Here is an 11784-nt window from a genome sequence, read left to right on the forward strand (position 1 = left end):
TGCCGCAACGACCGGGATCAGCGCACGAAATGCGGCGGTATCTGCGCGTCGACATTCACCCACACGCTCTTGACCTGCGTGTATTCGCGCATCGCGTCGAAGCCCATCTCGCGGCCGTAGCCGCTCTGACCCACGCCGCCGAAGGGCGAGCCGGGATTCACGCGCTTGTAGCTGTTGATCCAGACCATGCCGGCGTGCAGGTCGCGCGCCACCTTGTGGGCGCGCTGCAGGTCGTTGGTCCACAGGCCGCTGCCGAGGCCGTAGTCGGTGCCGTTGGCGATCTGCATCGCCTCCTCGTCGTTCTTGAAGGTGAGCACGGTGACGAAAGGGCCGAAGACTTCTTCCTGCGCGACGCGGTCCCTGTAGGACTTCGCACGCATCACGGTCGGCTCGACGTAGCAGCCCTTCGCGAGATCGCCGCCAGGCGATTTGCCGCCAGCGAGCAGTTCACCGCCCTCGCCTTGCGCCACATCGACATAGCTCAGCACGCGCTCACGATGCTGTGCGCTGGTGAGCGGCCCCATCTCCGTCGCGTCGTCCAGCGGGTTGCCGAGGCGGATGGACCTGGCGAGCGGAATGAACTGCTCAAGGAAGGCATCGGCGATCTTCTCGTGCAGCATCAGCCGCGAGCCCGCGATGCAGGCCTGCCCCTGGTTGTGGAAGATGGCCCATGCACTGCCATTGACGGCCGCCTGCAGGTTCGCGTCCTCGAACACGATGTTGGGCCCCTTGCCGCCGAGTTCGAGCTGCACCTTCTTCAGGTTGCCCGCGCTGGCCTGCACGATGCGCCGCCCGGTGGCGGTGCTGCCGGTGAAGGCGATCTTCGCGATCTCCGGATGTTCGGCGATGTACTGGCCCGCCACGCTGCCCAGGCCCGGCAGCATGTTGACCACGCCGGGCGGCAGGCCCGCCTCGGCCATCAACTCGGCGATGCGCAGCGAACTCAGCGGCGTGATCTCGGCCGGCTTCATCACGATGCAGTTGCCGGCCGCGAGCGCGGGCGCCATCTTCCAGCTCGTGAACATCAGCGGGAAATTCCACGGCACCACCTGGCCGACGATGCCGACCGGCTCGCGCAGCGTGTAGTTGAGGAAGCCTTCTTCGACCGGAATGGTTTCGCCCTGGAACTTATCGGCCATGCCGCCGAAGTAGCGGAAGCACGCGGCGGTGCGCGGCACGTCGAGCCGGCGCGAATCGCGGATCGGGTGGCCGGTGTCGAGCGATTCGAGGCGCGCGAGTTCTTCGCCGTTGGCCTCGATGAGGTCGGCGAGTTTCAGCAGGATGCGGCCGCGGTCTGCGGCGGCCATGCGGCTCCATTTGGGGAAGGCGCGCTTCGCAGCCGCAACCGCTTTGTCGACGTCGGCCTTGCCGGCGAGCGCGACGTTGGCGATGGGCGTGTTGTCGTGCGGGTTCAGCGTGGCGAGGGTTTCGCCGGACTCGGCGTCGACGAAGCGGCCGTCGATGAAGAGCTGGTGGCGGATGGTAGAGGCAGGCATGGATTTCCTCTCCCTCCCCCGCTGGGGAAGGGTTGGGGTGGGGGCTTCTTCAAAGAGGGCGCGGGCTCGCAGAGCCCCCACCCCTGTCCTCCCCCGGAGGGGGAGGGAGCAAGACAGTTCAGAACTGCACAGGGATCTCGGGCGACTCGCCCTTCTGGATCTCGAAGACCAGGCTCGGCGACCCGTTCTCCCACACCAGCAGCATCGACCGCTTGGGGCTGAAGCCCTGGTGGCGGCAGTACGCTGGCATGGCCGCCATGTCGCCCGCCTTCATGATCACGCGGGCCATGGGCTTGCCGGTGTTCTTGTCGCCGCAGTCCCAGTGGATCTCGTCGGTCATCTGGAAGAACCACTCGACGCGGTCGTTGCCATGGATGATCGGCAGGATGTGCTCCTCGGTCGTCGGGCACATGTAGCTGTGCTTCACCACCGAGGTGAAGCTCGGGTTCCACGTGACCTGCGAACGGCTCAGGAAGCCGAAGAGATTGAAGGCATGCACCTCGTTCTCGAAGCCGGGCTCGGGGTGCAGCTCGGGCTGGCCCTGCGGCACGTCGGCAAAGGCGCGGTTGACCGGTGCGCCGCGTTCGTCGCTGCGCAGGTCGAGGTCGCCCTTCAGGCCCACGCAGCGTTTGGCCAGTTCGCGCGCCCTCGTGATCTTGGCGGTGTTGTTGCCCTTCTTGCGGCCGTAGGGCGAGCCGGTTTCCTGCGGCGCTGCGAACGGGTCGAAAGCCTCGTTGGTCCAGTCGTCGAGCATGGCCTCGAAGGTGGCGCGGATCTGCGCCGTGGGGAAGTTCTCGAGCAGGTCGATGCCCGCATCCTTCATGGTGCCGTTGAAGCTGCCGGCGTACAGGTCGACCGACTCGTAGTGGTTGACGGTGCCGAACACGTCGTCGAAGTTGACCCAGCCGTAGAAGAAGCCCCAGGCCACGTCGCGCATCAGCGCACGCAGGTAGCTGCCGGCGTCCATGGTGTGGCTCATCGGGCGGCCGTCGCGGGTCTTCCAGCCGATGTGCACGAAGTATTCGTCGCGGTGGAAGCTGAAGCTGCCGAGCGAAAAGTCCTTGTAGCCGAGTGTGGCGTCGGGCTGCGACGCGATCACCTTGGCGAGTTCTGCGGGTGCGTTCATGGTGTGGCTCCTGTTCAATGGGTTTGGCAGATGTCAGCCCACTTTTCCACGGAGAGATCGCCCTTGCAGCTCTGCAGCACGATCACGCCCGGCTCGCCGGCACTGCGGAACTGGTAGGCGGTGTTCTTCGGCAGCAGGCCCTGGTGGCCGCGCGAGAGCTTCATCCAGCCCATCTTCCTGCCCTGCGGTTCGCCCTTGACCAGCACTGCGCCGTTCTTGTCCTTGTCAGCCACCGCCTGCGCGGCGTCGAGCTGCACCAGGTGCACTTCGACATCGCCGTCCATCACGAGCGCGAACTCGTCGTGTGCGCAGGTGTACCAGGGCGAGGTGCCTTCGGCGCGCAGCGTCTCCAGCACGTAGATCTGGTTCTGGCCGAACACGACCTTCTCGTAGGGCTGGCTGATGCTCGCGATCTCGAAGCAGTTGGAAAACGCGTAGTGGCGCACGTCGTCGTCGATCGGTTCGACGTGGCCCTTCTCGAAGTGCTTGAGCGACCCGAAGCGGGTTTGGTAGGCGGTTGCGGTCATGGCGGGGTGTCTCCTGTGATGAGCGAACTCTAGGAGTCAACCGACGCCGCCGGTAGGGATCAGTTTGGAAGAGGATTATTCGGCGCTTCCGAATAATCGCTGGGGTTTACCCCCTAACCGCTGGCCCGGCTGAACTCGATGAGTTCCGCCGGGATGAGCCCGCGCTCGATCAGCGCCGCGTCCCACGGCGGCACGCGCGTGAAGCGGGTGGCGATGTGCTCGATGAACAGGCGCAGTTTCAGCGCATTGCGCGAGGTGCCCGCATACACCGCGCTGAGCGAAAAGGACGACAGCTGGTGCTCGGCCAGCACCACGCACAGCTCGCCGCGCGCAATGGCATCGCCCGCCACCAGCGTCGGCAGGCAGACGATGCCCGCATGCTCCAGTGCGTATTCGCGCAGCAGATGCACGCTGTTGGTCAGCAGCGCGGCGGACAGGTAGATGGTGGTCTGCTCGCCCTGGTGGTGAAAAGTCCAGCGGTCGCGCGTGGGGTAGCCCGAATACAGGCCCAGCTTGTGGCGATGCAGTTCGCGCGGCGTGGCGGGCATGCCGTGCGCCTCGAGGTACGCCGGCGTGGCGCAAAGCACCCGCCGCACCGGAAACAGCGGCCGCGACACCAGCTCCTGCGAGGCGGCGGGAAAAATCTGCAGGGCGCAGTCGACGCCGGCTTTCACCGGGTCGGCCACCGCATCGCTCACGATCAGTTCGAGGTGGATGTCGGGATAGGTCGTCTGGAACTCGCGCAGCAGCGAGGCAAAGCGGCCCAGCACCATGCCCGTCAGCGCATGCACGCGCAGCGTGCCCGAGGGCGTGCCGCGCGCTTCGCGCATCTGGTCGACGATGCTCTCGGCACGCACGACCAGCTCCGTGCAGTCGCGCAGAAAGGCCTGGCCCATGTCGCTGAGCCGCACCACGCGCGTACTGCGGTGGAACAGCGGCGCACCCAGGAACTCTTCCAGCTGCTTGACCCGCGTGGTGACGACCGAGTTGGCCACGCGCAGTTGCCGAGCGGCTTCCGCGAAGCTCTGGGTCTGCGCGACGCGAACGAAGGTTTCAATGCTTTGGAGACGGTCCACGGCCGCACTGTACTGCGCGAGCCCGGTGTTGCGGCCAGGTCGAAAGACCGTCATCACTGTGTCTGAAGGTTAACCACCCACTTACAATGCCTGCCGCATCCCCCACCCCTACGAGGTCTTGTCCGCAATGCCCAAGAGCCCCCGGCCACGCGCCCGTTTCAGCTTCTCTCCCGCCGTTCGCGCCCTGTTCCTGGCTGCGGCAACCTGCGGCGCCGTGCTGCCGGCACTGGCCGCCCCCGAGCACGAGGAAGTCGACAAGCTCATGCAGGCCGGCAAGCTCGACGAGGCCATGACAAAGGCCGACGCCTTCCTCAAGGACAAGCCGCGCGACCCGCAGATGCGCTTCCTCAAGGGCGTGATCCAGCTCGACACCGGCAAGCGCGCAGAAGCCATCGCCGCCTTCACGCAGCTCACGCAAGATGCGCCCGAACTGCCCGAGCCGTACAACAACCTCGCGGTAATCTACGCGAGCCAGAACCAGTTCGACAAGGCACGCGGCGCGCTCGAAAGCGCGATCCGCACCAATCCCAGCTACGCCACCGCCCAGGAAAACCTCGGCGACGTGTATGCGCGGCTGGCCAGCCAGGCCTACAGCAAGGCGCTGCAGCTCGACCAGAACAACACCGCCGTGCAGCCCAAGCTGGCGGTGATCCGCACGCTCTTCACGCCGACGCCGGTGGGTGGCAAGCCTACGGCCGTAGTCGCTTCGGCGGCGCCAGCACCGGCACCCGTGGCCAAGGCACCTGCTCCCGCGCCAGCCCCTGCTGCCCCGCCGCCGGCCAAGGTCGCGGCCGCTCCTGCACCGGTAGCCGCCGCGCCCAAGGCGCCCGAGGCAACGCCGGCGCCAGCGCCCGCACCGGCGCCTGCGGCCAGCACCGCGTCCAATGCCGAAGTCGAGTCGGCCGTGCGTGCCTGGGCTTCGGCCTGGGCCAGCCAGGACATGGAGCGCTACCTCGCGGCCTACGGCCCCGACTTCGCGCCTGCGGGCGGCCAGAGCCGCAAGAGCTGGGAAGAAGACCGCCGCGCCCGCATCGTCGGCAAGACGAGCATCAGCGTGAACATCGAGAACCTCGCGATCAAGGTCGACGGACAGACCGCGACCGCCAAGTTCCGCCAGATCTATCGCGCGGACAACCTCAACGTCTCGAGCCGCAAGACGCTGGACATGCAGCGCTCCGGCAATCATTGGCACATTCGCAAGGAAAGCGTCGGCGGCTAGTGGCAGACATCGTCCGGCACGGCCGGCTTCAGAATCCCCCGTTCCGTCTGCGCAGCGGACAGCTGCTCGCAGCCCTGATGACCGCTTCCGCGCTGATGCTTGCAGCGCCCGGTGCGGCACTGGCGTCGAACAACACCAAGACAGGCAGCAGTGCCAAGGCCAAGGCCACGGCAGGCAGCCATGCAGGCAACCGCTCCGCCGGCCGGTCTTCGGCCAAGGCACAGCCCAAAAGCAGGAAGGGCGCGGTTGCAGCAGAGGCCCGAACGGCTGGTGCCACGGCAAGGCCCGCACGAAAGCCCGCCTCCAACGCGGCCCCCATCCAGGAAGCCGGCAACGCAGAGGCACGCCTGATCGCGGTCTACGAAATGTTCGGCCGCGGCCAGGCCCGCCCCGCGCTGGCCAAGGCCCGCGACCTGGTGCGCGACTATCCGAACTTCCAGCTCGCGCAGCTCGTCTACGGCGACCTGCTCGCGGCGCAGGTGCCCCCGTCGAACGCGCTGCCCGACACCGCCAGCATCGCGAAGATGCGCGGCAGCCCGGCCATGGCCGAGCTGCACGAGGAATCGAAGCGCCGCCTGCAGGCCCTGCGCGAGCGGCCGCCGGCCAACACCGTGCCGTCGCAGTTCCTGGCGCTCTCCACCCGCAGCCGCTATGCCATTGCCGTCGACGCCTCGCGCTCGCGGCTGTACCTGTTCGAGAACTCCGACAAGGGCCTGAAGCTCACGGCCGACTACTACATCTCGGTCGGCAAGTCAGGCACCGACAAGGCCACCGAAGGCGATGCGCGCACTCCGCTGGGCGTGTACTACATCACCAGCAGCCTCGACCCGAAGTCGCTGAAGGACTTCTACGGCGCGGGCGCCCTGCCCATCAACTACCCCAACCCATACGACCTGCGGCGCGGCAAGACTGGCGGCGGCATCTGGCTGCACGGCACCCCACCCCAGCAGTTCGCGCGGGCGCCGCTGGCGAGCGACGGCTGCGTGGTCATGGCCAATCCCGACCTGAAACAGCTTTTGCGGAAAGTGCAGATCGGCGCCACCCCGGTGGTGACCGCGCGCAGCCTGCAATGGATAACGCAGCCTCAGGCGGAAAAAGAGTCGCAATCGATTACCGGCGCAATCAATGGCTGGAAAGATGCGCGGGCCAATGGAAATGAAGCGCAATTGAAGAAATTCTATTTGCCCGATTTCCAGCGCAGCAGCAAGAAATCCACCGAAGGAATTTCGGCTGTCGACGACGAAGTGAAATACGCGCAGGGCAAGCGCGTACAGCTCAAGGACATGTCTTACCTCCACTGGCGGGACGGTGACGACACCATGATTGTTACCTTCGGCGAGGTGTTCGAAGGCGAAAAGAGTGGACGCTCCCGGCGCCAGTACTGGTTACGCCAGGGTACCGACTGGAAGCTATTTCACGAAGAAATCCTGGGCTGAGGCCCGGTTGAAGCCCTCCCGGCGGCGAGGCCACCCCGCGATCTCGTGACTTTTTGCTCACGAGATTGTCCTTTTTTCAATGTTACATCTGACCCGCCGAGGGCCTGCGCTACGTAACACGTAACGCATTTGTTCCCGTAACGTTTCCCATTCGCGCGTTCCCGGCGACGTAACGACACATCCCATCTTTATGGGAGGTGACATGTGTCGTACAGAGGGAAATATTCGTTTCCAAACTGTCAATCGGTTGGGCAGGCCGTTTCTGATTCCGGGCGGCAGAAGGCTGGCCGCCATCCTGCTTTATCTCTTTCGCTCAGTACCCGTTAGACAAAAGTACTAGTCACTTCCTTGTTGATACACAGAGTTACGCTGTATAACATTGACCTGCAAGTCTTTGTTAACACTCCTGGAAAGGGAAATCATGCTTGGATCTATTGCTCGTTTTCTGCGCGATGAAGAAGGTGCTACCGCAATTGAATATGGAATTATTGCGGGGTTGATGGCAATTATCTTGATCGGCATCTTTTCCGAGACAACTGGCATCGGCAAGGCACTGATCGACATGTTCAATTACATCGGCGGCAAGTTGCCCAAGGCGACTACCTGAGGTCTTCGGTTTGCGTTTGGAATCCCTCCTGCTCTTCTGGCTGGCCTTGATTGCCGTCCATGACTTCCGCAGGCGCACCGTCTCCAACTGGCTGGTCTTGTCGGGCGCCGCCACCGCGCTCGTACAACTCGCCCTCGGGTTTCAACCCGTGGGAATCGGCTGGTCGGAAGCGTTGCTTGGCTTTGCCGCCGGATTCGGCGCACTCCTGCTTTTCTATGCCACAGGCGTCATGGGAGCGGGCGACGTGAAGTTCGCTGGCGCTCTCGGTCTATGGGTTGGCCCCATGGCACTCCTCCCCATCTGGATCGGCGGCAGTCTGCTCGCCGCCCTCCACGGCATTCTTTGGCTGGCGCTGCTGCGCTGGCCCGTGCTTCCCCGGCTCGCGTTGATGCTTGCGCACCAACGCTCTGCTGCCGACGGCATGGCGCCGTCCGGACGCCGGCCTCGTGTTGTTCCCTATGCAGCCTATCTGGCACTGGCCACCGCGGTATGGCTGATCTGGGGGCGACAGAGTTGATCGCACACATGGCGGCGAAGCCGCCAGTCGTCGATTTTCCGGTTGCGCACATTCCTTCTTCTAAATGCCGCCCATGATCCATCTCACCAAGATAGTCGCCGCCATTCTCGTGCTGCTTGCCATTGCGCTCGGTGGCTATGCATGGATGCTCAGCAGGCAGGCTCCCCCTGCAAAAGCAGCCACCGCTCCGATAGCCGCGCCAGCAAAGGCGCCGGTGGTGATGACGTATGCGGTGGTGGTCGCATCGAAGCCCTTGCCGGCAGGACAAGCCATTTCCGCCGACGCGATTCGCGTCGAGCGCCTGCCCATCAACCCCGCGGGCGCGTTCCAGGAAACGGCGGATGCCATCGGACGTGTGCCGGTGATGGACCTCGGCGAAGGCACTCCGCTGCTTCAAGGCCAGCTCGTCTCAGGACTCGCATTGCGCGTGGCGGAGGGCGAACGTGCGGTGGCGGTCAAGGCCGACGAGCTCATGGGCGTCGGAAACAAGGTCCAGCCAGGCGACTTCGTCGATGTCTTCGTGATGTTCAAGTCGGACAACAAGGACGTCGACCGGAGCCAGGCGCGGCTGCTGCTCGCACGCAAGCGCGTGCTGGCATTCGGCAGTGCCTCCGTCGACGGTTTGCCACCCAAGGGGGCGGACGGCAAGGCCGGAACGGCACAGCCGCAGGCCCAACGCGCGGAAGCGGCGAGAACCGCTGTTCTGGCGGTCGCGGTCGACGAAATCAATCGCCTGACGGTGGGCGAATCCAGTGGGCGGCTGTTGCTGGCGCTGCGCAATCCGACTGACTCGGCCGAGCCCGATCCCAAGCTCTTCGCAGAACTTCCGACCGCATTGCAACCCGCGCCGGCCAAGCCCGGCGCGCCGCGTCGAGCCCCGCTCGAAGGGCTGGACAAGGCTCAAGCAGGCTTGACCGCGGTGGATTTCGTTTCTGGCGGCACGACCGACAACACCCGCCGCGCGAACGCAGTGGCACGCAATGCGCCGGCTGGAAACGCAATCTCCCGCAGCGGCCCACCGACCGCGCGGGGAGGCAACGAAGTTGAAGTGATCCGCGGCGAGCGAAGCGAAACCATGCGCTATTGATCGGCCAAGCCAATGACCGTCCAAGTTCAAGAAAGAAGACACATGCCGCATTTGCCCTGCCAGTTCACAAGGAATCGGCGGCCTCCATTTCGCCTTGCGCTCGTCGCGCTGTGCCTGGTCTCGCTCGGTATCGTGCCGCCCGCTTCGCAGGCAGCTGGCCCGGAGACAAAGACACCTCCCGCGCGGCAGCCCATTGCGCTCGTGATGCAGGCGGGAACCCAGCAGGAACTGCTGGTCGACAAGGGCATCGATCGCATGGCCATCGCCGACGAGGCCGTGGTCGGCGTCACGCTGACCCGCAAGGCCGCGGGATCGCCCGGTGCGCGCCTCATCATGACGGGTAAGGCGGCAGGACGCACGACCTTGATGGTTTGGGAAAAGGGCAGCCCCGCAGCCACCACGTATGCCGTGGAAGTCCGTCGCCGCGCGGCGGTGCTGACCGGCTCCACCGACAGTCTCCCCGCGCATCAGCAGGCCACGGATATCGCCCTTTCAAGCGCCGATGAAAAGACTGCGCTGCAGGACCGGTCGGTCGTGAACGTCCGAAGCCACACCGTCCAGGTCGAAGTCAAGGTCGTCGAGTTCAGCCGGAGCGTGTTGAAGGAAGCGGGATTCAACCTTTCCTCCTATGGCCCCAACAGCCATGGCTTCAGCTTCAGCAACACCACGCCGGGCGGCGTTCTGGCGGATGCATTCGGTCTTGCCTTGGGCTTTGGCAATGCCAACAAGGGCCGCGGCATGAAGCTGACGCTGAACCTGCTCGAAGGCAACGGCCTCGCGCGAGTACTTGCAGAGCCGACGCTGGTGGCCATGTCGGGCCAGAGCGCTAGCTTCCTTGCTGGTGGGGAGTTGCCGATTCCAGTACCGCAAAGCCTTGGGGCAACAACCATCGAGTACAAGCCTTTCGGCATCGGCCTGTCGGTGACCCCTACGGTCCTGTCGAACGACCGCATCGTCCTGAAGGTCGCTCCGGAGGCGAGCGACCTCGACTACACCAACGCCCTGAGCATCGACGGCGTCGCGGTTCCCGCGATCACGACGCGCCGCGCGGACACGACCGTCGAACTCGGCGATGGCGAGAGCTTCGTCATCGGCGGTCTGGTGAGCCGCACCACGTCGTCCAACGTCGACAAGGTGCCGCTGCTCGGCGACATCCCCGTTCTCGGCTCCTTCTTCAGGCAGAACAAGTACCAGATGAGCGAGAAGGAGCTGGTGATCATGGTGACGCCGCATCTGGTCAAGCCGATCGCACGCAACACCGATCTCGCCCCGTTCCTGCCGGGCACCGCCGAACAACGCGACGGCGCGGTGTGGCGCTCGATCTTCCTGGGCGGCGCAGCCAACACCGCGCTTCCCGGCTTCTCGCGTTGAAGAAACAGCAGTGTGAACGCCAGAAAAATGCTGACCTCATGAACGCACCACGCGACGGCATTCCCGAAACAGGCGCGGAAACCTACCTGTTCGCATCGAGCAACGGCAGCCACATCACGTGGTTGACCGATGCGCTCGGGCGGGTGGGCTCCGTAGTCGTGCTTGCTCCGGACGCGAAGTCAATCGACGAGCGCATCGCCCTGCTCGGCCCGGCCGCGATATTCATCGACTTCTCATCCGACCAGGTGACTGGTGCGAGCCAGCTTCACCAGCGCTTGAAGAGAGATTGGCCCGCCTTGCCAGTGCTTGCCATGGGAACGTCCGCGGAGCCCGCCGCGATGCTTGCGGCACTGCGCGCAGGTGTCGACGATTTCGTCGACGTCGCGGCGGCGCCGACCGAGGCAGTGACCACATTGAAAACACTGCTCGAGCGCCGCAGCAGCCTGCAAGGCGGTACCCGCGGCAGCACCCTTGCGCTGCTTGGCGCGCGTGCCGGGTTGGGAGTGACCACACTTGCGACCAGCCTGGCCCTGATGCTGCACACCCAGTTGTCCAACGCGCCCGCGAGACCGCAATCGCGCGCAACGCGACACGGCGTGGCCTTGCTCGATCTCGGTCTTCCTGCGCGCGACGGACTGCTTTACCTGGACACCCAGAGCGGCTTCAGCTTCGTCGACGGCGTACGCAACCTGCGACGCCTGGACCAGACGCTGCTGCACACGGCTCTTGCACACCACACCAGCGGCGTCGCCGTGCTGCCGCTGCCCGCGAGCCTGTCGCAGGTGCGCGAGATCTCGCACGCCGATTCCGTAGCGCTGATCAGGAGACTCTCCGACTTCTTCGACTTTCAGATCGCAGACCTCGGCGGCTTCTCGACCATCGACTTCATCGCTCAAACCCTGCACGAAGCACAGCAGACCTGGGTCGTGTGCGACCAGAGCATCGGCGCCATCGTCTCCACTGCCAACCTGCTGAAAGAGCTCCGCGCGCGAGGCATCGAGACCGAGCATCTTTCCCTGGTCGTGAACAAGTTCGACAGTCATGTCGGCCTGTCGGCGAAGGACATTGCCGAACGTCTCGAATTGCCGCTGCTGCACGTGCTGCCTGCGCGCAGCGCTGCGCTGCTGGCCGCGGCAAGCCGCGGGGAAATGCTGGTACGCACCGCGCGCAGCGATCCCTATTCGCAAGCTGTCACAGGCCTCGCTCGAAGCCTCCATCAGCAGTACATGTCCGTGTCGGGCCGACCGCCGGCCAAAGATCAGCGCTGGGTTGCACTGATGTCGCAAATCACCGGGCTCTGGAAGAGTTCAAACGAAAGTTGA

At 64.9% G+C, this 11784-nt stretch carries 11 protein-coding genes; 7 read left to right on the plus strand and 4 right to left on the minus strand.

Annotated features, from left to right (window positions below; genetic code table 11):
* Nucleotides 1-17: 17 nt before the first annotated feature.
* From ACEN9N_RS20230 to ACEN9N_RS20245, 4 genes are all read right to left on the minus strand, one after another.
* Nucleotides 18-1481, minus strand: coding sequence for an aldehyde dehydrogenase family protein (locus ACEN9N_RS20230; protein ID WP_495656407.1), 1464 nt, complete (start codon nucleotides 1479-1481; stop codon nucleotides 18-20).
* 133 nt (nucleotides 1482-1614) lie between these two features.
* Nucleotides 1615-2622 carry a hydroxyquinol 1,2-dioxygenase gene (locus ACEN9N_RS20235; protein ID WP_413314306.1) on the minus strand — a complete coding sequence of 336 codons (1008 nt, stop codon included), beginning with the start codon at nucleotides 2620-2622 and terminating at the stop codon, nucleotides 1615-1617.
* A 14-nt stretch (nucleotides 2623-2636) separates the two neighbouring features.
* On the minus strand, nucleotides 2637-3149 hold the full coding sequence (locus ACEN9N_RS20240; protein ID WP_413314307.1) for a cupin domain-containing protein: 513 nt from the start codon (nucleotides 3147-3149) through the stop codon (nucleotides 2637-2639).
* 113 nt (nucleotides 3150-3262) lie between these two features.
* Nucleotides 3263-4225, minus strand: a complete 963-nt coding sequence (locus tag ACEN9N_RS20245; protein ID WP_042673880.1) for a LysR family transcriptional regulator — start codon at nucleotides 4223-4225, stop codon at nucleotides 3263-3265.
* 127 nt (nucleotides 4226-4352) lie between these two features.
* Between ACEN9N_RS20245 and ACEN9N_RS20250 the strand changes: the two genes are divergently transcribed.
* From ACEN9N_RS20250 to ACEN9N_RS20280, 7 genes are all read left to right on the plus strand, one after another.
* Entirely contained in the window at nucleotides 4353-5444 is a 1092-nt protein-coding gene (locus tag ACEN9N_RS20250; protein ID WP_007836233.1) for a nuclear transport factor 2 family protein, read from the plus strand.
* The gene (locus ACEN9N_RS20255) at nucleotides 5411-6880 is read left to right on the plus strand and encodes a L,D-transpeptidase family protein (protein ID WP_495654390.1); all 1470 of its coding nucleotides are present in this window, start codon (nucleotides 5411-5413) and stop codon (nucleotides 6878-6880) included. Before ACEN9N_RS20250 ends, ACEN9N_RS20255 begins: the two co-directional genes overlap by 34 nt.
* Nucleotides 6881-7301: 421 nt before the next feature.
* Nucleotides 7302-7487, plus strand: coding sequence for a Flp family type IVb pilin (locus tag ACEN9N_RS20260; RefSeq protein ID WP_495654391.1), 186 nt, complete (start codon nucleotides 7302-7304; stop codon nucleotides 7485-7487).
* Nucleotides 7488-7503: 16 nt separating this feature from the next.
* Nucleotides 7504-8004: an A24 family peptidase gene (locus ACEN9N_RS20265; RefSeq protein ID WP_495654392.1), complete on the plus strand. Its 501-nt coding sequence runs from the start codon at nucleotides 7504-7506 to the stop codon at nucleotides 8002-8004.
* A gap of 73 nt (nucleotides 8005-8077) precedes the next feature.
* Nucleotides 8078-9091 (plus strand): Flp pilus assembly protein CpaB, encoded by a 1014-nt coding sequence (cpaB, locus tag ACEN9N_RS20270; RefSeq protein WP_495654393.1) that lies wholly within the window; start codon nucleotides 8078-8080, stop codon nucleotides 9089-9091.
* A 42-nt stretch (nucleotides 9092-9133) separates the two neighbouring features.
* On the plus strand, nucleotides 9134-10462 hold the full coding sequence (locus ACEN9N_RS20275; protein WP_413314312.1) for a type II and III secretion system protein family protein: 1329 nt from the start codon (nucleotides 9134-9136) through the stop codon (nucleotides 10460-10462).
* A 38-nt stretch (nucleotides 10463-10500) separates the two neighbouring features.
* Complete coding sequence (locus ACEN9N_RS20280; RefSeq protein ID WP_413314313.1) at nucleotides 10501-11784, plus strand: histidine kinase; 1284 nt, start codon at nucleotides 10501-10503, stop codon at nucleotides 11782-11784.

The organism is Variovorax sp. Varisp46, from assembly GCF_059491885.1.

Coding starts and splice junctions, on each gene's coding strand:
- ACEN9N_RS20235 (WP_413314306.1), bottom strand. CDS start 2,622: ATGAACGCACCCGCAGAACTCGCCAAGGTGATCGCGTCGCAGCCCGAC.
- ACEN9N_RS20240 (WP_413314307.1), bottom strand. CDS start 3,149: ATGACCGCAACCGCCTACCAAACCCGCTTCGGGTCGCTCAAGCACTTC.
- ACEN9N_RS20250 (WP_007836233.1), top strand. CDS start 4,353: ATGCCCAAGAGCCCCCGGCCACGCGCCCGTTTCAGCTTCTCTCCCGCC.
- ACEN9N_RS20260 (WP_495654391.1), top strand. CDS start 7,302: ATGCTTGGATCTATTGCTCGTTTTCTGCGCGATGAAGAAGGTGCTACC.
- cpaB (WP_495654393.1), top strand. CDS start 8,078: ATGATCCATCTCACCAAGATAGTCGCCGCCATTCTCGTGCTGCTTGCC.
- ACEN9N_RS20275 (WP_413314312.1), top strand. CDS start 9,134: ATGCCGCATTTGCCCTGCCAGTTCACAAGGAATCGGCGGCCTCCATTT.
- ACEN9N_RS20280 (WP_413314313.1), top strand. CDS start 10,501: ATGAACGCACCACGCGACGGCATTCCCGAAACAGGCGCGGAAACCTAC.